The organism is Lentzea roselyniae (assembly GCF_039537795.1).
Classification (GTDB): Bacteria; Actinomycetota; Actinomycetes; order Mycobacteriales; family Pseudonocardiaceae; genus Lentzea; species Lentzea atacamensis.
Map to the genome: position 1 here is coordinate 1 of NZ_BAABBE010000057.1, position 22843 is coordinate 22843.

Genomic DNA, 22843 nt, shown 5'->3' on the forward strand with positions numbered 1-22843 from the left:
GGACTTGGAGCCCTCCTGCAGACCGATCCGGACCTCGACGCCGGAGTCGCGCAGCGACAGGGCGTGGGCGTGGCCCTGGCTGCCGTAGCCGATCACGGCCACCTTGCGGCCCTGGATGATGCTCAGGTCGGCATCGTCGTCGTAGAAGATCTCGACGCTCACGGAAACTTCCTCTCTCAAAATACTTAACGCACCGCGGTGGCGGTGATGGAACGAGCGCCACGGCCGATGGCGACCATGCCGGACTGGACGATCTCGCGAAGCCCGTAGGGCTCCAGCATGCGCAACAACGCGTCGAGCTTCTCAGAAGTCCCGGTGGCCTCGATCGTGACCGCCTCCGGCGACACGTCGACGACCTTCGCGCGGAAGAGCTGAACGGTTTCGAGGACCTGCGACCGCACCGTCGCGTCAGCACGAACCTTAATCAACACCAGTTGCCGCTGAACGGAAGCGGTCGGCTCCAGCTCGACGATCTTGATGACGTTGATGAGTTTGTTGAGCTGCTTGGTCACCTGCTCCAGCGGCAGCTCGTCCACCGAGACGACGATGGTCATGCGGGAGATGTCGGGGTACTCGGTGCGGCCGACCGCGAGCGACTCGATGTTGAAGCCGCGGCGGGAGAACAGACCGGCGACGCGCGCGAGCACACCGGGCTTGTCCTCGACCAAAACGCTCAGCGTGTGCCTGGTCATCACAGATCCTCGTCGAACAGGGGGCGGATGCCGCGGGCGGCCATGATCTCGGAGTTGCCGGTGCCCGCCGCGACCATCGGCCACACCTGGGCGTCCTTGCCGACGACGAAGTCGACCACGACCGGCCGGTCGTTGATCTCCAGCGCCTTCGCGATCACCTCGTCCACCTCCTCGCGCGACTCGGCCCGCAGGCCGGCGCAGCCGAGCGCCTCCGCCAGAAGCTTGAAGTCTGGGATGCGGTGCTTGTGCGTGCCCAGATCGGTGTTGGAGTACCGCTCGCCGTAGAACAGCGTCTGCCACTGGCGGACCATGCCCAGGTTGCCGTTGTTGATGACGGCGATCTTGACGGGCAGGTTCTCGATGGCGCAGGTGGCGAGCTCCTGGTTGGTCATCTGGAAGCAGCCGTCACCGTCGATGGCCCACACCGTGCGGCCCGGCTCGCCCGCCTTGATGCCCATGGCGGCGGGAACGGCGAAGCCCATCGTGCCGAGGCCGCCGGAGTTGATCCACGTGCGCGGCTGCTCGTACTTCACGAACTGCGCCGCCCACATCTGGTGCTGGCCGACGCCCGCCGTGTAGATCGTGTCGGACGGCGACATCGCGCCGATCCGCTCGATCACGTACTGCGGCGACAGCGTGCCGTCGTCCGGCCAGTCGTAGCCGAGCGGGAACGTCTCCCGCAGCGAGTTCAGCGTGTCCCACCACGGCGTGAGGTCGACGGCCTTGGCCGTCTCGCGCTCGGTGCGGACCGCGTCGATCAGCTCGGTGATGATCTCCTTGCAGTCGCCCACGATCGGGACGTCCGCGCGGCGGTTCTTGGAGATCTCGGCCGGGTCGATGTCGGCGTGGATGATCTGCGCGTCGGGGGCGAACGAGTTCAGCTGGCCGGTGACGCGGTCGTCGAACCGCGCGCCCAGCGCGATCAGCAGGTCCGACTTCTGCATCGCCGCGACGGCCGCGACGGTGCCGTGCATGCCGGGCATGCCGAGGTGCTGCTGGTGCGAGTCGGGGAACGCCCCGCGCGCCATCAGCGTGGTGACGACCGGGATGCCGGTGTCCTCGGCGAGGCGCAGCAGCTCGGCCGACGCGTCCGCCTTGATGACGCCGCCGCCCACGTACAGGACCGGCTTGCGGGCGCCGACGATCAGCTTGGCTGCTTCGCGCACCTGCTTGCCGTGCGGCCGGGTCGTCGGCCGGTAACCGGGCAGGCGCAGTTCGGGCGGCCAGGAGAAGCTCGTGGTCTCCTGCAGCACGTCCTTGGGGATGTCGACGAGGACAGGGCCGGGTCGGCCGGTCGCCGCGATGTGGAACGCCTCCGCGATCGCCCGCGGGATCTCCGCGGCGTCGGTCACGAGCATGTTGTGCTTGGTGATCGGCATCGTGATGCCGCAGATGTCCGCCTCCTGGAAGGCGTCCGTGCCGATCAGCGGCCGCGACTGCTGGCCGGTGATCGCGACCATGGGCACGGAGTCCATGTTCGCGTCCGCGAGCGGGGTGACGAGGTTCGTCGCACCCGGTCCCGAGGTCGCCATGCAGACCCCGACCTTGCCGGTGGCCTGCGCGTATCCGGTCGCCGCGTGTCCTGCGCCCTGCTCGTGGCGGACGAGGATGTGCCGGACCTTCGTGGAGTCCAGCAGCGGGTCGTACGCGGGAAGGATCGTCCCGCCGGGAATTCCGAACACCACTTCGCAGCCGACCGCCTCAAGCGATCGCACAAGCGACTGAGCACCGGTTACACGAATCGGTGCGCCACTGGGCGGGGCCGGTTTGGGCCGCGGACCTGGACGTGGCGACGTGGGCTCGGGAGCCTGTCGCGATGGTGCGCTGGTCATCTCATTGCCTCGTGGGTATCGGGGTCCGGACACGAAAAAACCCTCGACAACCCGGAGTTGGGTCGTGCGAGGGTCGCGCGTCGACGCAGGCTGTTCGGCTCAGGCGTCGACGCGCCTGAGAAGTACGAGAACGAGCGTGCGCTGCATGAAGCGGACGTTATCGCCTCGCGCAAGAGTGCGTCAACTCTGCGAGACGGAATTCCCGGATCGTGGACGTGGAACAATCCTTCGAGTGAAGAAGCTGGTCTTTCGCATCCCGGCAACGGCGCTGCTCGCGGCGGGTCTGATCGCGATCTGCGTGACGCCTGTGGCGTGGGTCGCTCCGGGACTGCAAGCGCTCTACGTTCTCCCGCTCGCGTACGCGTACTGGGTCGTCCGCAACCGCACGACGGTCACCGAGGAGGGCCTTGTCGCTCGTGGACTGTTCGGCTCGACCACGGTGAAGTGGGACGAGCTGAAGTCGATCCGGCTGGTCCGGAAGGGCTGGCTCAAGGCGGTCAAGGACGACGACACCGAGGTGACGCTGCCCGCGGTGCGGTTCATGCACCTGCCGGCGCTGTCGCTGGTGAGCGGTGGGCGGGTGCCCGACCCGAGTGTCGTGGAAGAACCTGCGGAGTCCTCAGAAGAAGAGTCCGTAGAGTCGGAGAAGTGACCAAACGAGTTCCGCTGCTGAGCCTGCTGCTGTCCATCGCAGGCCTGCTGATCTCGGCTTATCTGACGTACACGCACTTCAACGCGAGCGCGCTGCTGTGCTCGGCGGACGCGGTCGTCGACTGCGAGACCGTGACCACGAGCGAGCAGTCGGAGCTCCTCGGCATCCCCGTCGCGTTCCTCGGAGTGGCGTTCTTCGCGTTCCTCACCGTGATCTGCCTCCCGTTCGCGTGGCGGATCGAGGCGCTCAAGTGGGTGCGGCTGAGCGCGGTCGGCGTCGGCGTGCTGATGGTCGTCTACCTGGTCGCGGCCGAGTTCCTGCTGATCGGCAAGATCTGCCTGTGGTGCACCGCTGTGCACGTGATCACGCTCGCGCTGGCCTATCTGCTGGTCTCGGCGAGTCTGCGCACAAGTAACCTTTGAGGCACCGCTCCCAGACTGGTGGACGCCACACCCCGCGTCCCGCGCGCTTTTTCTTGAACTGAATCTGGAGGAGCAGTGCCTCAGCTCCGCTCTCGCACCACCACACACGGCCGCAACGCTGCCGGAGCCCGCGCTCTCTGGCGCGCGACCGGCATGACGGACAGCGACTTCGGCAAGCCCATCATCGCGATCGCCAACTCCTACACGCAGTTCGTGCCGGGTCACGTGCACCTGCGGGACCTCGGCGACATCGTGGCCGAGGCCGTGCGCGAGGCGGGTGGCGTGCCGCGCGAGTTCCACACCATCGCGGTCGACGACGGCATCGCCATGGGCCACAGCGGCATGCTCTACTCGCTGCCCAGCCGCGAGATCATCGCCGACTCCGTCGAGTACATGGTCAACGCGCACCAGGCCGACGCGATCGTCTGCATCTCGAACTGCGACAAGATCACCCCCGGCATGCTGAACGCGGCGATGCGGCTCAACATCCCCGTCGTGTTCGTGTCCGGCGGGCCGATGGAGGCCGGCAAGGCCGTCGTCGTCGAGGGTGTCGCCGTCGCACCGACCGACCTCATCACCGCGATCGCGGCCTCGGCCTCTCCCGCCGTGAACGAGGAGGGTCTCAGCGAGGTCGAGCGCTCCGCGTGCCCGACGTGCGGTTCCTGCTCCGGCATGTTCACCGCGAACTCGATGAACTGCCTGACCGAGGCGCTGGGTCTGTCGCTGCCGGGCAACGGGTCCACGCTCGCCACCCACGCAGCGCGCCGCGAGCTGTTCTCCGAGGCCGGCCGCGTGGTCGTGGAGCTGTGCAAGCGCTGGTACGGCGAGGACGACGAGTCGGCGCTGCCGCGATCGATCGCGAACCGCAAGGCGTTCGAGAACGCGATGGCGCTCGACATGGCCATGGGCGGCTCGACCAACACCGTGCTGCACATCCTCGCCGCCGCGCAGGAGGGCGAGATCGACTTCACGCTGCAGGACATCGACGACCTGTCCCGCCGCGTGCCGTGCCTGTCCAAGGTGTCACCGAACTCCGACTACCACATGGAGGACGTGCACCGGGCCGGCGGAATCCCCGCGCTGCTGGGCGAACTGGACCGTGCGGGCCTGCTCAACCGCGACGTGACGTCGGTGCACACGCCGACGCTCGCGGAGTGGCTCGCGAAGTGGGACATCCGCGCGGAGAACCCGTCGCCGGAGGCGATCGAGCTGTTCCACGCGGCGCCCGGCGGAGTGCGCACCACCGAGGCGTTCTCGACGTCGAACCGCTGGTCCTCTTTGGACACCGACGCGGCGAAGGGCTGCATCCGCGACATCGAGCACGCCTACACCAAGGACGGCGGCCTGGCCGTGCTGCGCGGCAACCTGGCCGAGCGCGGCGCGATCATCAAGGCCGCGGGCATCGACGAGGAGCTGTGGCACTTCGAGGGCCCGGCGCGTGTCGTCGAGTCCCAGGAGCAGGCCGTGTCGGCGATCCTGAACAAGGAGATCCAGGCGGGCGAGGTGCTCGTCGTGCGCTACGAGGGCCCGTCCGGCGGTCCCGGCATGCAGGAGATGCTGCACCCGACCGCGTTCCTCAAGGGCTCCGGACTCGGCAAGAAGTGCGCGCTGATCACGGACGGCCGCTTCTCCGGTGGTTCGTCGGGCCTGTCGATCGGCCACATCTCGCCGGAGGCGGCGGGCGGCGGCACGATCGGCCTCGTCGAGAACGGCGACCGGATCCTGATCGACGTGCACGAGCGGCGACTCGAACTGCTGGTGGATGACGACGTGCTGGCCGAGCGGCGCGCCAAGATGGAGGCGTCGGAGCGGCCGTGGCAGCCGGTGGACCGGATCCGTCCGGTCACGGGTGCGCTGCGGGCGTACGCGCGGATGGCGACGGACGCGTCCACGGGCGCGGTGCGCGACCCGAACCGCTGAGGCACGTCGTGCCGGGACGGTGTCACGGCTGCACGGTGAAGACCCCGCGCGCCCACTGGCCACCGTCCCGGCACTGCCCGGTCACGTAGTAGTCGTTGGACGCGGTGCCCTGCGGAATCGTGAACTGTGCGGCGACCGTGCCGTCCGACCTGATCGGCGCCCTGGTCGTGAGTCCCAGCGCGTCGATGGTCACATTCACCGTTCTGTCGCCGTAGTCGGGACATCCGTCGAAGTTCGTGCCCCGCACGCTCAGCACCTGGCCCGCCCGCAGCTTGCTGGGGCTCGCCGTCACGACGAGCGGCGGGCTCACGGTGTACGTCACCCGCGACCACAACCCGGTGTCGTCGGTGCATTGGCCGTAGAGGTGGTGCTCGCCGACCGACGCGTTCTCCGGCACCGTGAACCGCACCGCGAACCTGCCGTCCGCCTCGATCGGCACCGCTTCCCCGGTGTGGACGCCGTCCCACAGGATGTTGACCGTGCGGTGGCCTCGGTCGGGGCAACCCTGGTAGCAGGTGCCGTAGAAGTTCACCGACGTGCCCGGCAACCCGCGTACCTGGGACACGGTGGTCCCCAGTTGCACCGGCGCGGGCGGTGGCTGATCGGGCACCGAGTTGCCCGGTCCCGGCGGGGCGGGGTTTCCACCGGGAGGGATGTTCGGCGAGATGTTCCGCTGAGTGTTCAGCGGCCCGGGCACGGGCGGCGGTAACAGGGAGGAACTGCTGCCCGGCGGCACATCCGGCCTGCCGGCCGAGGGCGACGACGACACGGCGACGTCCTTCTCGTGGCCGGCCTGGTCCGCCGTTCCGCGGTCGGGTGCCAAGGTGAACAGTGAGGTCCCGCCGACCGAGATCACCACGAAGAGGAACACGAACGTCGTCTTCTTCTTGCGCGACCAGTCGTTCTTGATGCGGGTGAAGAGTGATCTGTGCACGACGGTGTTGTGGTCACCGTTGACGGTGATGCCCGACTCCTTCACCACCTCGCGCACCAGTTCGGCGAACCCGGCGTCCCTCTCCGCCCGCGCACCCAGCTCGTCCGCACTGGCGTTCTTGCCGACGGCCTCGATCAGCTCGCCCAGCCTGGGCGGGACGGGTTCGTCCTTCTTCGCCTGCGCGATGAGCTCGACGATCCGGCTCAGCTCCGCCGGACGCGTCACCTCGATCTTTATGTCGCTGTTCTCCGCCACCGTTCGCCCTTCACATGCCGTCTTTCACCGAAATGTCGGCGCACGCGGCACACGGCTTGAAGGAGAAAAGGTGTCAATACAAGGTCAAACGGCGAACGACAGCGCCAGGCAGGCGCCGAACACGACCCAGCCCGTCAGCGGTCCGCTGACGGGCTGGTCCGTTTTCTTGACCATGACGCCGCTGATGATCAGGCCCGCGAGCAGCCCGAGCGGCGGTAGCAGGGACTTCGCGGTGAGACCGAACGGGAACGCCACCAGGTAGACGACCGGAATCCCGATCACGAGCAGGGCGAGCTGGAGCAGCGCTCCCGTCAGGTTCTTCCGCACGGGGATGTTCTTACCGGAACACGAAGTACGTCACCGCCGCGCCACCCGCTCCGAGCAGGAGTGCGATGAAGCCGGCCGCCAGCGGGTGGCGGAACCAGCTGCGGTTGTAGTCCAGCGCGGCCCGGCCCGGTCCGGCGAACAGCGCCGCGAACGCCATGCCCGCGAGCGCCAGCTCCAGCTCCACTCCGTTGGGGCCGAAGAAGCCGCCCTTCCACTGCAGCGCGATGACGTTGGCCATGATCGCGAGCAGACCCGCCGCGGCCAGCGGCGTGAAGAGACCCAGCACGAGCAAGCCACCGCCCGCGAGCTCGGTGATGCCGGTGACCCAGGCGAGCACGACGGACTCGCGGTAGCCCATCTTCTCGAGCGACTGCGCGAAGCCGTTGATGCCGGGGCCGCCGAAGAGACCGAAGACCTTCTGCAGGCCGTGCAGGATGAAGATGCCGCCGAGCACGGCGCGCAGCCCGAGCAGACCGAGGTCGGGACCGGCGGTCCAGCCGAACTTCTTCCGGTCGTCCTCGAACGGGTCGTCGTCCGCCGGGTTGTCCACAGTGGACTTGTCCAGCGGCGTGTAGCCCGTCGTGTCGAACGCCTTCGTCGTGGAGTCGTACGGCGAGGCCGCTCCGCCGACTCTGGTCGTGCTGTCGTCGAAGTGGTGCACTCCCCCTCCGCTGCTCGAGTAGAACGAGTCGTCGGAGAAAGCGCTCGATGTGGTCGAGCCTTTGTCGTGAGTAGCCACGCCCGCACGCTAGGAGACCCGGTACGGGCGCGCGAGATCCGAACGGCAGCTTAGGTTCACCCCAATGGACTAGGGGGTCCCTAGTAAGCACCGTTCACCAGGTTGCGCGGACGTTCCCCGGCGACGTAGCGAGCGACCTCCGCCGCGACGATGGCGTACGCGCGCTGGGTGTGCCCCGTGCAGCTCCCGGCGACGTGCGGGGTCAGCAGCAGGCCGGGCGCGGTCCACAGTGGATGACCTTCGGGCAGTGGTTCGGGATCGGTCACGTCCAGGGCCGCGCGCAGCCGCCCGGAGTTGAGCTCCGCGACCAACGCCTCGGTGTCGACGACCGGGCCGCGGGCGCCGTTGACCAGGATCGCGCCGTCCTTCATCGCCGCCAGGAACTTGGCGTCGACGAGGTGCCTGGTCTCCTCCGTCATCGGCGTGAAGATCACCACCGCGTCGAACTCCGGCAGCAGCGACGGCAGCTCGTCCACACCGCGCACGCCGTCACGGGCGGTGCGGCCGACCAGCACCGCCGTCGCGTCGAACGGTTCGAGGCGACGCTTCAGCTGCTCACCGAGGTCGCCGGCGCCGACGATCAGAACCTTCTTGTCCTGCAAGGTGTCCGTCAGGTGGTAGTCCCAGCGGCCCTCGGCGCGGGCCCGCTCGAAGACGAGGAAGTCTCGGTATATCGCCAGCAACGCGCCGATCGCCCACTCCGCGGTGCTGCCGCCGTGCGCGCCGCGGCACGTGGAGAGCATCACGCCGTCCGGCACGCGACCGACGAAGTTCTCCGCACCCGCGCTCAGCAACTGCACGAGCTCGAGCTTCGGCAGCTGCGCGAACACGTCGCGGGGATCGGTGCCGGCGAGGAACTTGGGGACCAGGACCTCCGCGTCCGCTGCCTCCGCGGGCAACGGCTCCCCCGGCACGTAACGGACCGGCCGGACACCGTCCACCTGAGACAGCGCCTGGACTCCGAAATCATCTGGCACGAGCACGGTGAGCGTCACCAGAGCAAAGTACGTCAGAATGGCGCCCATGCGGGAGCACGACGTCATCTCCTGGGACGGCACGAAGATCCGAACGTGGCAGGCACCGGGTGAGGGAACACCGGTACTGCTGTGCCCCGGCGTGGGTTCCGGACCGGAGTCGTGGCCCTCGCTGACCGATCGCGGCGGTCTGCTCAGCTGGTACATGCGCGGCACGATGGGCTCGGACAGGCCTGTGGACGAGCGCAACATCTCGTTGGACGACCACGTGTCGGACGCGATCACCGTGCTGGACGACGCGGGCATCGAACGGTGCGTCGTCATGGGCTGGTCGATGGGCGTCACGATCGCGGCCGAGCTGGCGTTGCGTCGTCCCGAACGGGTGGCGGGCCTGCTGCTCGTCGCGGGCGCGCCGGGCGACTCGTTCGCCGGCATGCTGCCGCTGCTGCCCGGTGGTGTCCGCCGGTTCGTCGGGCTGACCGGCACTAAGTTGCTCCAGCAGGCAGGTCCAGTGCTGGACAAGGTGCTGCACCGGGTGCCGGTGACGGACCTGACGACGTTCCTGCTGCGACACAGCGGCGTGATCAAGCCGTCCAGCGACCCGAAGGCCGTGGCCGCCGCGGTCAGCCGGTTCCTGCAGCACGACTGGCGCTGGTACTTCACGCTGGCGCTCGCGCTGGGCGAGACGCCGCGCCAGGACCTCGGTTCGATCGTGTGCCCGGTCACACTCCTGGCGGGACGCGACGACCTGCTGGCGACGACGGAGAGCATGTCCGGCCCCGTCGGCGCGCTGCCCCAGGCGCGGCTGAGGGTGTTGCCCTGCAGTCATTACCTGCCGCTGGAGGCTCCCGAGGTGGTGGCCGCCGAGCTCGACCTGCTGCTGGACCGGGTGCGGTCGGTCGACTTCGCGATCGAGTCCACCACTGGCGAGGCGTTCACTTCGGGTTCACGGTCGCGCACCTAGCCTGGGAGTCGTGGTTCGTTCCGTCGTGTTGCTGACCGCCGCCTGCCTCCTGGCAGGGGGCTGCGCGAGCTTTCCTGACGAGCCGGCACCGACGAGCTGGAGCGCCCAGCCACAGCTGACCCCGCAGGCGGGCCCGCGTCCCGAGCTGCCTGGTGAGTACCGCCCGTCGCCGGGCGAGCAGGGCAGGGGGCAGACGCCGCAGAGCGTGCCGCCGCCGCAGGGCTGCAAGGACTTCAACCCGGCGGTGATCGGCACGTGCCTCAGCACCGTCACCGGCGTCGCCCCGATCGGCGCGGACGCCCAGGGCGGTGTCGCCGCGTACGCGACGGAACGCGGCGGGCGCCTGGTCAAGGTGACCAAGGACGTCGACCCCGTGGTGATCGCCCAGATCGAGGTGGACGCGTCGACGGACGGCGGGCTGACCGGGCTCGCGCTGTCGGCAACGTTCCCCGAGGACCAGCTCGCGTACGTCTACGTGACGACCGCGACGGACAACCGGGTGCTGCGCATCGCACCCGGTGACTCGCCCAAGCCGATCCTCACCGGCATCCCCAAGGGACCGTCGGGAAATCGCGGTGTCCTGGCCAGCGACCGCAAGGGCTCGATCCTCGTCGCCACCGGTGACGCGGGGAACCCGGCGCTGGCCGCCGACCCGAACTCGCTCGCGGGCAAGGTGCTGCGCATCGACGGCTCCGGCAAGCCCGCCCAGGGCAACCCGACGGCCGGCAGCGCCGTCGTCTCGTCCGGGCTGCGGCTGCCCGGCGGCCTGTGCGTGTCCGCGGACGCCCAGAAGGTCTGGGTGACCGACTGGTCGGCGAACCACGACGCCGTCTACCGCGTCGTGCCGGGCAAGCTCGGTGACGCCGCGTGGACCTGGCCGGACCGGCCGGGTGTGATGGGCTGCGCCTCGTACAGCGACGTGCTGACTGTGTCGACGGCCAAGACGCCCGGTATGCAGAACCTGCCGATGAACGCCGCCGGTGCGTTCACGGGCAAGCCCGAGCCCTTCATGCAGCAGGACGGCTTCGGCCGGATCGGGCCGATGGAGATGCTCAACGACACGGCGTCGGTCGTGGGCACGATCAACAAGGCCGGTGGCCAGCCCGTGTCGTCGGACGACCGCGTCGCGATCATCGTGCGCGAAGGCGGCGGCGGCTCGAAGGACTGACCTACGAGTTGTCGCGCCACCACCGCGCGTACACCTCGCTCTCCTCGACCAGCTTCAGGTACCCGGCCGCGACCTGCTCGCACAGGTCGTCGACGTGCTGGGCCACCGGTGCGTCGAGGCGCCAGGCCAGCACTACCTCGCGGACCAGCGGGTTTCCCGTGATCGACAGCCTCGCGACGCCGGCAGGGGTGCCGCCGACGGGGTAGAGCGGGCACACCGCGCCCGACTCCCTGATCAACGTCAGCGCGACGTGCGCCTCGCTGCTGAAGTGCGCGATCCGCTGCTCGAAGCCGGCCGCCGCGCACTCGCGGGCGAAGTGGGCGTTCATGCCGCTGTCGTCCGGCTCCGGCATGACCCACTTGTCGCGGGCGAGCGCGGCGAGCGGGATCTCGGGCTCCTGCGCGTACGGGTGATGCGCGGGCACACCGACGAACAGCGGCTCGCGGGTGAGCAGGCGATAGCCCACGTTCGGCGGCAGTGTCAGCGGAGTACCGGGAAACTGCCGCATCACCGCGATGTCGAGTTCGCCCGTCGTGAGCAACGCGGTGAGCGTCCCGGTCTCCTTGATGGTGCGGCTGGTGACGTTGTCTTTCAGCGCGCTCACGAGTAGTCCGAAGTGATAGGCGGGGATTCCGGCGACCCTGGTCGGAGCGGTGGGACTTTGCGCGTTACGGCGCGTTACACGTTCCAGGCTGACCAGCTGGGTGAGCATGGACCGCGCCTCCTGCACGAAATCCTGGCCGGTCGGAGTGAGCCGCACACCGTCGGCCGTACGGAGGAACAACGCGCCGCCCAAATGGCCCTCGATGCGTTTGAGCTGCGTCGTCACCGCCGGCTGGGTGAGGTGCAGGCGTGCGGCCGCCTTGCGCAGGCTGCCGCAGTCGGCGATTGCCACGACCAATTCGAGATGCCGCACTTCGAGTCGCACAAGCATCATGTTATCGCTGAATGTAATAGCCCCAATACCCTCCGGAATCTCGCGTGAGACGACGCCGTCTCGATACGTTCGCCGACGTGATGGAATTGGCCGAGCGACCGACGCGCACCGATGCGGTGCTGTTTTCGGACCGCGCAGTGAAAACGTTTCTGGAGGCCGCGTCCGCCGAGTACTCGTTCATCACCGAGGACGAGCCGAGACCGTGTTTCGCGGTGCTGCTCGGCCGGTCCGCCGGCACCGAGGCCGTGGTCGAGGAGGTCGCGTTCGGCCGCAACGCGCGTCTGACCGACCCGTCGGCGCGCGAGGAGTTCGCGTCCACGATCGTGCCGCGGTTCGGCACGGCGTACGAGAACCCGGTGCGGGCGTGGTGGCTCGACCCCGCCGACCTGCTGACGATCACTCGCGCCGCCGACGCGGCCGGTCTGGACGTGCTCGGCTCGATCCACCTGCACCCGGACTGGCACCGGCTCGGCCCCGAGTGCGAGCGCAACCGGCCGTTGAGCGACCACCCGACGCCGATGGACGAGCACATGTTCCGCAACAGCGGATGGCCCGTGAACGTCGTCTGCTACCTCGAACGCCGCCATGGCGGCCTCTACTACTCGCTTGCCGCGTGGGACGCCGAGTGCCTGCGCCTGCCGTTGAGGACGAACCACTCATGAGCGAACACATCTACGCACTCTGGCGACGCATGGAGCAGGGCTGGGCGCAGGGCGACGGCGAGATGTTCGCCAGTGTCTTCGCCCAGGACGTCGACTTCGTGACGGTGCGCGGCGAGGAGCTGTTCGGCCGGCGGGCCGTGGCGCTGGGCCACGGGCAGCTGTTCGCCGGGCCGTACCGCGACACCAAGCTGACCGCGGAGATCAGCCTGATCAAGCCGCTGTCCGACGGGATCTCGCTCGTGCACGTCACGTCTTCCATCGCCCCGGCGGGCATCACCACACACGCGCAGGCCGTCGTCGTGCAGCGCGAGGACGTGTGGGAGATCGCCGCGTTCCACAACATGATCCCGAAGGGAAAGTCATGAGCAGGCCCCGGTTGCGGCACATCGCGTTCGTCGTGCGGGACGCGAAGGAGATGGCCGCCTTCTACACGTCGCGGTTCGGGATGGAGCTGTTCCACACCGATCCCGACGGCAGCCACTTCGTCACCGACGGGTACATCAACCTGGCGCTGATCCAGCAGCGGCTGGACGGGGACGTGCCGACCGGGTTCAACCACTTCGGGTTCCAGGTGTCCTCGGTCGAGCCGTACCTGGAGACGCTGGAGCCTCGTCCGGCACTGCGGGGCGGGGACCGGCCGTTCGCCGAGTACCGGGCCATCGACCCCGAGGGCAACTGGTTCGACCTCTCGGCACACGGCTTCCTGCCGCCGGGAGCCGGGGAGAACTGAAGCGGAGGGCCGGGGAAGTTGGGAAACTCCCCCGGCCCTGTCGTCGCTACCGCGTGCCCGTCCAGAAGATGGCGCGCGCGACCTGGGCGTACAGGCCCTTGGGGTGGTTGCGGAACATCGGCTCGGTGCCGAAGAGAACCACCTTGGCGCCACTGGCCGCGGTTCCGGAGACAACCGCTGCCTGACCCGCTGCGGCGTCCTGGCCACCCGTGCCGTTGTCGCGTGCGTGCCAGTGACCCGCGGCGATCACGGTGCTGCCGTAGCGCTGGTCGACCGTGACGTCCGGGCCGAGGTTCGTGAACCACTGCGGCGAGTAGACGAACGAGTGCGGCAGCGCACCCGTGCCGACCGGACCGGTGCCGTTGACGACGTTCACCACGCCGTTGGCGTCCTCCCAGCCCGCGACCGGGGTGGCCTGCAGCAGCTTGGCGTCCACGTTGAACTTGCTGCCGGTGTGGCCGCGGGTGATCACGCCACCCCGCGGCAGGAACGCGTCGAGCGACGCCTTGGCCGCGGGGTTGAGCTGGGTGTAGTCCAGACCGGCTCCCACGTACAGCGCGTCGATCCGCGACCAGTCGAAGCCCGCGTTCAGCACCGCGGTCGAGATCGTCCGCACCTCGAACCCGGACTCGCGCAGCACCTGCAGCTCGTCCGCGCTGACCGCGGCCGCGACCACCTTGCGCTGCAACGCGACACCGCCGGGCTTGGCGGTGGTGAAGCGAACGCCGTAGCGGTCGGCGACCTCCTGCGCGGCGGCCCGCTCCTGCGCGGGGACGACGATCGTGCCGTCGTTCTGGCTGCGCAGCTGGAGGCCGCGTGCCAGCAGGTCGTTGACGGCGTTGACGTCCTTCTGGTCGTTCAGCGTCAGTGCCAGGTCTGCGCCCGGTGCGGCATCGATCTGGCCGGTCGGCGAGGCGGCGACGACGGACTTGCCGTCGAAGCGGAACTGCCCGCTCTTGAAGACGTCGACCGACGCGCCCCAGAGCAGGCGGTGGCTCCAGCCGGAGATGTCGTACATGACCGGCGCCTTGTCAGAGATGTCGCTGCCCTGCTCCAGCATCACGTTGGCCAGGCCGCGCTTCGGCTGGTGCATGTCCACCACGTAGGCCCCGGCCGGATAACGCTTACCGCCCAGGGTGAACGGCTTCTCCGCGCGTTCGACGCGCACGTCGTGCCGCACGAGCTGGTCGACGAGGCGTGCGGCGGCGGGCGCTGAACGGTCGTTGGTGATCACGTACGCGCGCGGGAACTCTGTGGTGAAGCGGTCCTCCGGCCCGAAGCCTGGCACGAACCCGTCCGGGATGTACCGCTGCGCCTCACCGGCGGCACCCCTGCGGAACATCTCGGTCTGGTTGGCGATCAGGCTGCGCCGGTTGTCGTCCACGTAGTCGAGCGTGGTCTTGATGGTGGCCTCGACGACGTCGGTGTTGATCTTCGAACGCCGCTGCAGCTCGGCCACCGGCAGGGCGTCGTAGTCGCCGCGGTTGACCCGCATGGGGATCTCGATCGTGTACGAGACGGCACCGTGGTACATCGAGTACTGCGCGGTGTAGATCGGCGCCCAGCCGTCCCACTCGCCGACCGGGTAGTCGCGGAACGGGATCTCCGGCTTCGCCGCCTCGGGGTGTCCCAGCGCCTGCACGGCCTTCTCCATCAGCAGGCCACCCGCGTAGCCGTGCTTGATGTACAGGTCGAAGTCGTAGTTCTGCCCGTGCGGCGGCGTGGTCGGCTCGATCAGCGTGTTCGCCACGTAGCCGTGCTCGTCCAGCATCATCAACGGCTGGGTGCGTTCGACCATCTCCTGCATCACCCGGTTCTCGGGCTGCGAGTTCGTGACGAAGTCGCGGTTGAGGTCGAAGCCGGCCGCGTTCGCCCGCGTGCCGGCGACCCGGCCGTCCGGGTTCGCGGTGAGGTTGAAGTAGATCCTGCTGCGCCGCAACAGGTCCTGGGTCTCACGGTCGTTGGACGTGGCGAGGTGCTCGATGACCCGCAGCGCGCCGTCCGTACCCTCCCACTCGTCGCCGTGGATGTTGTTGTTGATCCAGATCGGCGCCTTGTAGAGCCCGGCCGGGACGCTGCGGCCCTCTTCGATGCTGGCCCGGAACCGTTCCTGGACACGGGTTTCCGCAGGGCTCTCGGGCGCGGTCAGCGTGACCAGGTACAGGTCGCGGCCGAGTGCCGACTGGCCGGCGACCTCGACCGAGATCCTGTTGCTCTTCTGCTGCAAGGCGTTCAGCTTCGGCGCCAGCGAGTGGTACGGCGCCAGGCCGAGCTTGATGGACTTGTCCGCGGAGTTCTCGGGATACGTCCGCAGCTTCGTCCTGCGCGGGTAGCCCTGGTAGCGGTCAGCCTGGTTCTCCCCCTGCGCCAGCACGGACTGTGCCAGGAAAGCGCTGTCCAGCGTGGCGATCTCATTGCGTTCAGGCCCGTTTCCGGGCTCACGGTCCGGGTGCGACGGTTGTGCCGTTCCGTTGGCGGGCGCGGCCACAGCCGCGGCGACCGCCAGGAGAACAGCGAGCAGAGTTCTGCGCATGCGGTTGTTTCTCGCACAACGGCCCGCTCATCGACTAGAGCCGATAGGCGGGCCGTTGGTGCGGACACCGTCACCCCGGCCTCACCCCCTGGGCGGCCGCGGCGACCGTGACCGTGTTTCCCCTCGGTCAAGACGCCGACCAGAATGAACACGTTGTCATTCGGGTCTCGACCAGCGTCGCACACGACATCGCCAACGAGCGAGAGAAGTTCACCAACCGCGCCCGCTGCCAGGGCAGAAGCAACTACTGACCAGCGCGTTCATTTCGCTCTTGACGAGACAACCACCCGAACGGCCTAGCCAGAGCCCAGGCACAGGAAGGGCCGGCGGAACGGGTCCTTGGCCATCGCCTCCGCCAGCGCCACAGCCGGCGCCGCGCCCGCGACGAGAGCCTGGTGGTAGTCCGCCATCGCCGCCGCGCTGGCCTCGTCTCCGACCTTGCTGGCCGCGGCGACGACAGTCCTGGTGCCGCCCGCCAGCATCGCGCCAGCGAACCCCAGAGCCTCGTCACCAGGCCTGATGCGGTTCAAGGCCAGCGAACAGGCGGCCAGGACGACGTGGGCAGGCGGCTTGCGGAGGCGGCCGAGCTCGTGGGCGAACAACGGGCCGTCGACGAGTTCCAGGCGCGAGAACAACGCGTTCTCGTTCTCGTGCTCGCCGTGGGCCGCGATGTGCACGAGGTCGGCCCCGTCGAGGTGCGCGAGCAGCTCAACGGCCGTCGCGTCATCGCCAGAAAGGATGGTGGCACGGTCGTGGTGCGTGGCGAGCCGGTCGATCTCACCGGTCGGCAGGCTGAGGCCAGGCCCCCTCACCAGCAGCACCTTGTCGGTCTTCGGCTTGCCGGACTGGGCGGCCGCGAGCCACGCCGTCGCGGAGGGGGCTGTGGCGACAGGCCTGCCGTGCAAGCTCGGGAGCACGCCCCAGGGAACCGCGTACAGGGGCCCGGTCGGCACCATGACCAGCTCGCGCTCCCCGATGAAGCGCTTGAGCGGCTTGATCAGCAACGAGTCCAGCGCGTCCGCCTGCTTGCGCGCGGAGGCACCGATGACCTGCACCAGCGGTGGTGACAGGTGGTCAGGCGCCAGTGCGTTGAGGTCGAAGTGAAGCTTTCTCGCACTCTCCAACACCTCACTCGCGTCACCGAGCCGGACCATCCGCACCCGGTCGCCCGCGACGACGAGGGCGATCATCTCCCCCTCAGAGGCGACAAAGCTGACCATCGCCCGGTCACCCAGCCCCGCGACGATCTCGCCGACCGCCGCCATCGGACGCGGCCTGCCCCAGCGCTGGGCGTTCCACCCCCTTCGGTTGGCCTCCCGCTGGGCCTTCGCCAGCTTGGCGCGCAACTCAGCGGTGGGCCTGCCGTCGAGACCCGCGCGCATCAGGTCGCGTGCGAGACCGCGGACCTCGACGATCTGTTCAGCCAGCTCGGAGTTCTCGACGTGCTCGAGCGGTTCGTAGCGATACGTCTGCGCCCGAGTGCGTTCGAGCCACACGTACAGCTGCCGGGCGTCGTTGTTTTCCAGCGCCAGGCGAATTGCCAGCTCACCCAGCTCGCGACCGTGCACCGCGGTCGCCGACACAAGTTCGAGCCCACCGAGCTGGTCCCGAACCTGGCCCAGTTCCTCCAGCCCCTTGCGTGCGTGCAGCAGCGCGGCCCGGCGATTGCCCTTGGCCAGAGCCAGTTCCGCGAGCACGAGCCTGCGCTGCATGCGGTGGTCGATCGGCGTGACCGTACGCGGACCGGGAAGCTGCCGCAGCAGCTCTTCGCCTTCAGCGAGCCTGCGCCTGCGGATCTCCAGCCGCGCCGCTAGGAGCTTCGCCAGCCGGGCCTCGTCGAGGAGGTGATTGGCCTCCAGGTGGCTGGAAACAGTGAGAGCCTTCTGCACCAAGGCATTCGTCACTCGCTTTGCCTGCATGGCGTGAGCCCAGAGTTCGATCAACGCGGCCATGATCCACCAGGTGCTGCCGCGTTTCTCCAACTTGCGCATCGAAGCCTTCGCCATCCGGCGGGCGAGGTCGAACTGCTCGTCGAGAAGCGCCGCCGACGCGCGGAACATCTCGACCTCGGCAACGCCCTGCTTGAGCTTCTCCCGCCGCATCACCGGGAGTGCCTCGTCGAGGTGCACACCGGCCTCGTCGAACAGCCCGATCATGATCAGAGCTTCTGCCTGGTCGAGCTGCACGCCCGAGAGCAACGAGTACGACTCCTTCGCGCGGAAGATGCGTTCGGCTTCTTCGTACCGACGCAACGCCTCGGCCAGATCCCCGCTCTGCTTGTAGGTGTTGGCGAGCGCGTAGATCGCATATGGGTAGAGATCGTCGAGGCCGTGCTCGCGAGAGAGTTCGAGGGTCCGTTCGAGGTCGGCGACAGCAGGATCGCGCCGGCGAATGGCGGCGTTCGCGAAGGCCCTGGCGATCAGTGAAGACGCGAGCCGTTGCACGAGCTCGGTGTCGACCCGATCCGGTGCGGTGCTCATCACGTTCTCGGCGTAGGTGATGAATGGGCCGTACCAGGCGACTGCCTTCTCCGGCTGGCCCCTGCGCATGATCAGGACGCCCTGGCTGTAGTCGATGCTGCCCGACAGCTGGGCGGACAACCAGCGATCGGTGAGCCGCTCGACGTTGCGCCGGGCCTCGTCGAACAGCTCGACGGCGGCGTCCATGCCGCTGGCCTCCCCGACGCACCGGCCGAGGTTGTAGAGGATCCGCACCCGCAACTCGGTCCGTTCGGGACTGTCGGGTGCACGATCGGCGTGCACGAGTGCACGCTTGAGAAGCCGGATCGCGGACGGGATCCGGTACTGGCCCTGCTCCGCCGATCCCTTCAGGTACAACTCGCGCGCTGTGTTCAAGGCACGAGCGGGCATGTGATCATCACACCACATGCACCCGAATGGCGCTGTCCTCCAACCAGGCGCTGACACCGGCTGGAGGACAACGCACAGCGTGACTAGCTGGCCACTTCTTCCGTGGTCAGGTTGTCAGGGTGGTTCGGGCAGTCCTTGTCGTGCTCGACCGGACCCTCGGAGACCAACCGCGGCTCGCCGACCAACGGGTGCCCCGGAGGCATGCCGCAGCACTGCGGGGTCAGCGGCGGGTCTTCCTGCGGCGGGGTTTTCGGGTCCTGGGTCTCGTCATCCGTGATCAGGTCCTTGACCTTGTCCAGGATGTCGCCCAAGAAGCCTTCGCGCTGGGTGGTCATGAGGTTTCCCCCCTCGTTTGGACTATTTACTTCCCATCCCCCCAGATGGGTGCGTCAGAAAGAGTCGCACACACGGCTACGGGTATACGTCTCATTTAGCTAACAGCCACTCGGTCGGCCTAAGATCACAAAGGGTCACCTGCACAAACAGGTGACCCTTTGTGATTTTTGCTTCGATTATGTATCTAGGAGCAGCGTGCGAGCACGATCTCGCGCACGCGGGCCGCGTCGGCCTGGCCCTTGGTGGCCTTCATGACCGCGCCGACGATGGCGCCGGCCGCCTGGACCTTGCCGTCGCGGATCTTCTGCGCGACGTCCGGCTGGGCGGCGAGGGCCTCGTCGACGGCCTTCTCCAGCGCCGTGTCGTCCGAGACGACCTTGAGGCCGCGCTTCTCCACGACCTCGTCCGGGGAGCCTTCGCCTTCGAGGACGCCGTTGACGGCCTCGCGGGCGAGCTTGTTGGTCAGCGCGTTCGTGTTCACCAGCTCGATCACCCTCGCCACCTGGGCCGGGGTGATGGGCAGGTCGGACAGCTCGACGCCGCGGGTGTTGGCCTGCTGCGCGAGGTACGACACCCACCAGGAGCGGGCCTCGTCCGGCTTCGCTCCCGCCACGACGGTGGCCTCGATGAGGTCCAGCGCGCCGGCGTTGACCAGGTCGCGCAGCACCTCGTCGGTGAGGTTCCAGTCCTTCTGGATGCGCGCGCGGCGCTCCCAGGGGAGCTCGGGCAGGGTGCCGCGGAGCTCCTCGACCCACTCGCGCGACGGCGCGATCGGGACCAGGTCGGGCTCCGGGAAGTAGCGGTAGTCCTCCGCCGTCTCCTTCTTGCGGCCTGGTGACGTCGAGCCGGAGGACTCGTCGAAGTGACGAGTCTCCTGGGTGACCGTGCCGCCGGAGGCCAGCACCGCGGCCTGGCGCGTCATCTCGAAGCGGACGGCGCGCTCGACGCTGCGCAGCGAGTTGACGTTCTTGGTCTCGGTGCGCGTGCCCAGCTCGCCGGTGGTCTTCGGCGTGAGCGAGACGTTCGCGTCGCAGCGCAGCGAGCCCTGGTCCATGCGGACGTCGGACACGTCGAGCGCCTTGAGCAGGTCGCGCAGTGCCGTGACGTACGCGCGGGCGACCTCGGGGGCGCGCCTGCCGGTGCCCGGGATCATCTTCGTGACGATCTCGATCAGCGGCACGCCGGCGCGGTTGTAGTCGAGCAGCGAGTGCTCCGCGCCGTGGATGCGACCGGTGGCGCCGCCGACGTGCAGCGACTTGCCCGTGTCCTCCTCCATGTGCGCGCGCTCGATCTCGACGCGGATGACCTCGCCGTCGTCCAGCGTCACGTCGAGCCAGCCGTTGAAGGCGATCGGCTCGTCGTACTGCGACGTCTGGAAGTTCTTCGGCATGTCCGGGTAGAAGTAGTTCTTCCTGGCGAACCGGCACCACTCGGCGATCTCGCAGTTCAGCGCGAGGCCGATGCGGATCGCGGACTCGACGGCCTTGCCGTTCACCACCGGCAGCGAGCCCGGCAGGCCCAGGCACGTCGGGCAGGTGTGCGTGTTCGGCTCGCCGCCGAACTCGTTGGCGCAGCCGCAGAACATCTTCGTGTTGGTGTGCAGCTCGACGTGCACCTCGAGGCCCAGGACGGGGTCGTACTTCTCGATGACCTCGTCGTAGTCCATCAGCTCAACCAGAGAGGTCATGCCAACTCGTCCTTCCGCAGTGCACGAACGGCCAGCGCCGCACCGGTGACCGCCACGGCGATGCTGGCGATGGCGTTCGCCAGGGCCAGCTTGTCCTTCTTCGCACGGGCGGCCTTGAAGCCCGAGAACGCTCCCACGGCTCCTGCCACGGCGCCGGCGAGGCCGAGGAAGCCCCTTGCCTTCTTGATGTTCACAGCGACGGACCTCCGAACGCGCCACGCGCGGCCTCGTACGCCGCGGCGACGCGGTACATGCGGTGGTCCTGCAACGCCGGAGCCATGATCTGCAGGCCGACCGGCAGACCGTCCTCATCGGACAGACCGCTCGGGACGCTCATCGCCGGGGTTCCCGCGAGGTTCGCGGGAATCGTGCAGAGGTCCGCCTTGTACATGGCGATCGGGTCGTTCGCACGCTCACCGATCTTGAACGCCGTGGTCGGCGTGGTCGGCGAGATGAGCACGTCGAACGTCGCGAACGCCTTCTGGAAGTCCCGCGTGATCAGCGTGCGCACCTTCTGCGCCGAGCCGTAGTACGCGTCGTAGTAGCCGGACGACAGCGCGTACGTGCCGATCATGATGCGGCGCTTCACCTCGTCGCCGAAGCCCGCCTCGCGGGTCAGCGACATGACCTCCTCGGTGCTGCGCGTGCCGTCGTCGCCGACGCGCAGGCCGTAGCGCATGGCGTCGAACCGGGCGAGGTTCGACGAGCACTCGCTCGGCGCGATGAGGTAGTAGGCGGGCAGCGCGTAGTCGAAGCTCGGGCACGACACGTCCGCGATCTCCGCGCCCAGCTCCTTGAGCTGCGACACGGCGGCCTGGAAGCTGCGCAGCACACCCGGCTGGTAGCCCTCGCCCTGGAACTGCGTGACGACACCGACGCGCACACCGGACAGGTCGCCGTTCAGGCCCTCGCGAGCGGCCGCGACCACGGCGGGCACCGGCTCGTTGATCGAGGTGGAGTCCATCTCGTCGTGGCCGGCGATGATCTCGTGCAACAGCGCGGCGTCGAGCACCGTGCGCGCACACGGACCGGCCTGGTCGAGGCTGGAGGAGAACGCGACGAGGCCGTAGCGGCTGACACCGCCGTAGGTCGGCTTCACGCCGACGGTGCCGGTGACCGCGCCGGGCTGGCGGATCGAGCCACCGGTGTCGGTTCCGATCGCGAGCGGCGCCTGGTGGGCGGCCAGCGCGGCGGACGAGCCACCGCCGGAGCCGCCGGGGATGCGGTCGAGGTCCCACGGGTTGTGCGTGGGGCCGTACGCCGAGTTCTCGGTCGACGAACCCATGGCGAACTCGTCCATGTTCGTCTTGCCGAGGATGACGACGCCGGCTTCCTTGAGCTTGCGGGTCACCGTGGCGTCGTAGGGCGGCAGCCAGCCCTCGAGGATCTTGGAACCGACCGTGGTCGGCACGCCCTCGGTGGTCATGACGTCCTTGAGCGCCAGCGGCACGCCCGCCAGCGGCGAGACGACCTTGCCGGCCTTGACGTCGGCGTCGACCTTGCGGGCCTGCGCGAGCGCGCCCTCCGCGTCGACGTGCAGGAAGGCGTTGACCTTCCCGTCGGTCTCTGCGATGCGGTCCAGGTGAGCCTGCGTGACCTCGACGCTGGAGACCTCACCGCTGTGGATCTTCGCGGCGAGCTCGGCCGCGGTGGCGTGGATCAGGTCGTTGGTCATGCTTCCTCACCCAGGATGCGGGGCACGCGGAACCGGCCGTCCTCGGCTTCAGGAGCGCCTGAGAGCGCCTGCTGCTGACCGAGGCTCGGACGGACCACGTCCTCGCGGAAGACGTTGGTCAGCGGAACGGCGTGCGACGTCGGTGGGATGTCGGCCGTGGCGATGTCGCCAACCGTGGCCACCGACTGGAGGATCACGTCGAGCTGGCCGGCGAACAAGTCGAGCTCGTCCTCGGTGACGGCCAGCCTGGCGAGCTTCGCCAGGTGCGCGACCTCGTCGCGGGAGATGCTGGGCACTCCTGTCAACCCCCGTAGGGTCGGGATTCGAATCGGGAACCCCGTGAGTCTATGGCCTGGTCAGGCGCGCCTTCGAACGGGTTACCGCGCGGGACTTTGACCGACGTCTCAACTTAGACCGCATCTCGTTTGGGTGTGTTGCAAGGTAGGCTATATCGTTGATCAGCGATGAACGATGTGGAGAAGTGGTGCCCGGAGCCGTTGTGGCTGCTGGCGCAGCCGTTGCTGCCCGATGCGC

The 22843-nt window shown here is 68.5% G+C and carries 22 protein-coding genes and 1 pseudogene; 8 read left to right on the forward strand and 15 right to left on the reverse strand.

All coding sequences use genetic code 11. The annotated features are described in order from the left end of the window. The 3 genes and pseudogenes from ABFX45_RS43720 to ABFX45_RS43730 form a co-directional block, all read right to left on the reverse strand. Positions 1 to 162 (reverse strand): annotated as a pseudogene (locus ABFX45_RS43720) (ketol-acid reductoisomerase); the annotation flags it as partial. A 23-nt stretch (positions 163 to 185) separates the two neighbouring features. After that, on the reverse strand, positions 186 to 692 hold the full coding sequence (gene ilvN, locus ABFX45_RS43725) for an acetolactate synthase small subunit (protein ID WP_030467896.1): 507 nt from the start codon (positions 690 to 692) through the stop codon (positions 186 to 188). Next, positions 692 to 2524: an acetolactate synthase large subunit gene (locus tag ABFX45_RS43730; RefSeq protein WP_109634282.1), complete on the reverse strand. Its 1833-nt coding sequence runs from the start codon at positions 2522 to 2524 to the stop codon at positions 692 to 694. The genes ilvN and ABFX45_RS43730 overlap by 1 nt, the downstream gene beginning before the upstream one ends. Positions 2525 to 2756: 232 nt before the next feature. On the opposite strand from ABFX45_RS43730, the gene ABFX45_RS43735 reads away from it, so the two are divergent. The 3 genes from ABFX45_RS43735 (at position 2757) to ilvD (ending at position 5518) form a co-directional block, all read left to right on the forward strand. Next, on the forward strand, positions 2757 to 3176 hold the full coding sequence (locus ABFX45_RS43735) for a PH domain-containing protein (protein WP_170154826.1): 420 nt from the start codon (positions 2757 to 2759) through the stop codon (positions 3174 to 3176). Then, the gene (locus tag ABFX45_RS43740; RefSeq protein WP_109634287.1) at positions 3173 to 3598 is read left to right on the forward strand and encodes a vitamin K epoxide reductase family protein; all 426 of its coding nucleotides are present in this window, start codon (positions 3173 to 3175) and stop codon (positions 3596 to 3598) included. The genes ABFX45_RS43735 and ABFX45_RS43740 overlap by 4 nt, the downstream gene beginning before the upstream one ends. Positions 3599 to 3673: 75 nt before the next feature. Further along, the gene (gene ilvD, locus ABFX45_RS43745; protein WP_109634289.1) at positions 3674 to 5518 is read left to right on the forward strand and encodes a dihydroxy-acid dehydratase; all 1845 of its coding nucleotides are present in this window, start codon (positions 3674 to 3676) and stop codon (positions 5516 to 5518) included. 22 nt (positions 5519 to 5540) lie between these two features. Here ilvD and ABFX45_RS43750 read toward each other — a convergent pair whose 3' ends face one another. The 4 genes from ABFX45_RS43750 to ABFX45_RS43765 all read right to left on the reverse strand — a co-directional run bounded on the left by ABFX45_RS43750 (position 5541) and on the right by ABFX45_RS43765 (position 8798). Further along, entirely contained in the window at positions 5541 to 6707 is a 1167-nt protein-coding gene (locus tag ABFX45_RS43750) for a hypothetical protein (RefSeq protein ID WP_346137021.1), read from the reverse strand. A gap of 84 nt (positions 6708 to 6791) precedes the next feature. Further along, positions 6792 to 7034, reverse strand: coding sequence for a hypothetical protein (locus tag ABFX45_RS43755; protein ID WP_109634295.1), 243 nt, complete (start codon positions 7032 to 7034; stop codon positions 6792 to 6794). Between the two features lie 10 nt (positions 7035 to 7044). Then, positions 7045 to 7773, reverse strand: coding sequence for a DoxX family protein (locus ABFX45_RS43760; protein WP_109634297.1), 729 nt, complete (start codon positions 7771 to 7773; stop codon positions 7045 to 7047). An 80-nt stretch (positions 7774 to 7853) separates the two neighbouring features. After that, complete coding sequence (locus tag ABFX45_RS43765; RefSeq protein ID WP_109635240.1) at positions 7854 to 8798, reverse strand: 2-hydroxyacid dehydrogenase; 945 nt, start codon at positions 8796 to 8798, stop codon at positions 7854 to 7856. On the opposite strand from ABFX45_RS43765, the gene ABFX45_RS43770 reads away from it, so the two are divergent. Both ABFX45_RS43770 and ABFX45_RS43775 read left to right on the forward strand, forming a co-directional pair. Then, positions 8797 to 9711 (forward strand): alpha/beta fold hydrolase, encoded by a 915-nt coding sequence (locus ABFX45_RS43770; protein WP_346137024.1) that lies wholly within the window; start codon positions 8797 to 8799, stop codon positions 9709 to 9711. The two genes, ABFX45_RS43765 and ABFX45_RS43770, sit on opposite strands and share 2 nt — an antisense overlap. 10 nt (positions 9712 to 9721) lie before the next feature. Next, entirely contained in the window at positions 9722 to 10879 is a 1158-nt protein-coding gene (locus ABFX45_RS43775; protein WP_346137026.1) for a PQQ-dependent sugar dehydrogenase, read from the forward strand. A gap of 1 nt (position 10880) precedes the next feature. On the opposite strand, the gene ABFX45_RS43780 is transcribed toward ABFX45_RS43775, so the two are convergent. After that, the gene (locus tag ABFX45_RS43780; RefSeq protein ID WP_346137028.1) at positions 10881 to 11807 is read right to left on the reverse strand and encodes a LysR family transcriptional regulator; all 927 of its coding nucleotides are present in this window, start codon (positions 11805 to 11807) and stop codon (positions 10881 to 10883) included. Positions 11808 to 11953: 146 nt separating this feature from the next. Between ABFX45_RS43780 and ABFX45_RS43785 the strand changes: the two genes are divergently transcribed. The 3 genes from ABFX45_RS43785 to ABFX45_RS43795 are packed head-to-tail and all read left to right on the forward strand — an operon-like array spanning position 11954 to position 13208. Further along, complete coding sequence (locus ABFX45_RS43785; protein ID WP_211337225.1) at positions 11954 to 12478, forward strand: MPN domain-containing protein; 525 nt, start codon at positions 11954 to 11956, stop codon at positions 12476 to 12478. Continuing rightward, positions 12475 to 12843: an SgcJ/EcaC family oxidoreductase gene (locus ABFX45_RS43790; RefSeq protein WP_170154828.1), complete on the forward strand. Its 369-nt coding sequence runs from the start codon at positions 12475 to 12477 to the stop codon at positions 12841 to 12843. Before ABFX45_RS43785 ends, ABFX45_RS43790 begins: the two co-directional genes overlap by 4 nt. Next, a complete protein-coding gene (locus ABFX45_RS43795; RefSeq protein ID WP_109634308.1) occupies positions 12840 to 13208 on the forward strand; it encodes a VOC family protein in 369 nt (122 codons plus the stop codon). Before ABFX45_RS43790 ends, ABFX45_RS43795 begins: the two co-directional genes overlap by 4 nt. Positions 13209 to 13254: 46 nt before the next feature. Here the strand turns inward: ABFX45_RS43795 and ABFX45_RS43800 are convergent, their stop codons facing one another. The 7 genes from ABFX45_RS43800 to gatC all read right to left on the reverse strand — a co-directional run bounded on the left by ABFX45_RS43800 (position 13255) and on the right by gatC (position 22605). Further along, positions 13255 to 15741: a M14 family zinc carboxypeptidase gene (locus ABFX45_RS43800; RefSeq protein ID WP_109634310.1), complete on the reverse strand. Its 2487-nt coding sequence runs from the start codon at positions 15739 to 15741 to the stop codon at positions 13255 to 13257. A gap of 296 nt (positions 15742 to 16037) precedes the next feature. Further along, the gene (locus ABFX45_RS43805; RefSeq protein WP_346137032.1) at positions 16038 to 18611 is read right to left on the reverse strand and encodes a CHAT domain-containing protein; all 2574 of its coding nucleotides are present in this window, start codon (positions 18609 to 18611) and stop codon (positions 16038 to 16040) included. A gap of 83 nt (positions 18612 to 18694) precedes the next feature. Beyond that, positions 18695 to 18946 (reverse strand): hypothetical protein, encoded by a 252-nt coding sequence (locus ABFX45_RS43810; protein WP_112230899.1) that lies wholly within the window; start codon positions 18944 to 18946, stop codon positions 18695 to 18697. Between the two features lie 185 nt (positions 18947 to 19131). Further along, the gene (gene gatB, locus ABFX45_RS43815; protein ID WP_109634317.1) at positions 19132 to 20634 is read right to left on the reverse strand and encodes an Asp-tRNA(Asn)/Glu-tRNA(Gln) amidotransferase subunit GatB; all 1503 of its coding nucleotides are present in this window, start codon (positions 20632 to 20634) and stop codon (positions 19132 to 19134) included. Next, positions 20631 to 20828 (reverse strand): hypothetical protein, encoded by a 198-nt coding sequence (locus tag ABFX45_RS43820; protein ID WP_325049751.1) that lies wholly within the window; start codon positions 20826 to 20828, stop codon positions 20631 to 20633. The genes gatB and ABFX45_RS43820 overlap by 4 nt, the downstream gene beginning before the upstream one ends. Beyond that, entirely contained in the window at positions 20825 to 22309 is a 1485-nt protein-coding gene (gene gatA / locus ABFX45_RS43825; protein ID WP_112230895.1) for an Asp-tRNA(Asn)/Glu-tRNA(Gln) amidotransferase subunit GatA, read from the reverse strand. The genes ABFX45_RS43820 and gatA overlap by 4 nt, the downstream gene beginning before the upstream one ends. Beyond that, positions 22306 to 22605, reverse strand: a complete 300-nt coding sequence (gatC, locus tag ABFX45_RS43830; RefSeq protein ID WP_086660690.1) for an Asp-tRNA(Asn)/Glu-tRNA(Gln) amidotransferase subunit GatC — start codon at positions 22603 to 22605, stop codon at positions 22306 to 22308. Before gatC ends, gatA begins: the two co-directional genes overlap by 4 nt. Positions 22606 to 22843 lie beyond the last annotated feature (238 nt).

Coding starts and splice junctions, on each gene's coding strand:
- ABFX45_RS43770 (WP_346137024.1), top strand. CDS start 8,797: ATGCGGGAGCACGACGTCATCTCCTGGGACGGCACGAAGATCCGAACG.
- ABFX45_RS43800 (WP_109634310.1), bottom strand. CDS start 15,741: ATGCGCAGAACTCTGCTCGCTGTTCTCCTGGCGGTCGCCGCGGCTGTG.
- ABFX45_RS43765 (WP_109635240.1), bottom strand. CDS start 8,798: ATGGGCGCCATTCTGACGTACTTTGCTCTGGTGACGCTCACCGTGCTC.
- ABFX45_RS43790 (WP_170154828.1), top strand. CDS start 12,475: ATGAGCGAACACATCTACGCACTCTGGCGACGCATGGAGCAGGGCTGG.
- ilvN (WP_030467896.1), bottom strand. CDS start 692: ATGACCAGGCACACGCTGAGCGTTTTGGTCGAGGACAAGCCCGGTGTG.
- ABFX45_RS43730 (WP_109634282.1), bottom strand. CDS start 2,524: ATGACCAGCGCACCATCGCGACAGGCTCCCGAGCCCACGTCGCCACGT.
- ABFX45_RS43795 (WP_109634308.1), top strand. CDS start 12,840: ATGAGCAGGCCCCGGTTGCGGCACATCGCGTTCGTCGTGCGGGACGCG.
- ABFX45_RS43810 (WP_112230899.1), bottom strand. CDS start 18,946: ATGACCACCCAGCGCGAAGGCTTCTTGGGCGACATCCTGGACAAGGTC.
- gatB (WP_109634317.1), bottom strand. CDS start 20,634: ATGACCTCTCTGGTTGAGCTGATGGACTACGACGAGGTCATCGAGAAG.
- ABFX45_RS43805 (WP_346137032.1), bottom strand. CDS start 18,611: ATGCCCGCTCGTGCCTTGAACACAGCGCGCGAGTTGTACCTGAAGGGA.
- gatA (WP_112230895.1), bottom strand. CDS start 22,309: ATGACCAACGACCTGATCCACGCCACCGCGGCCGAGCTCGCCGCGAAG.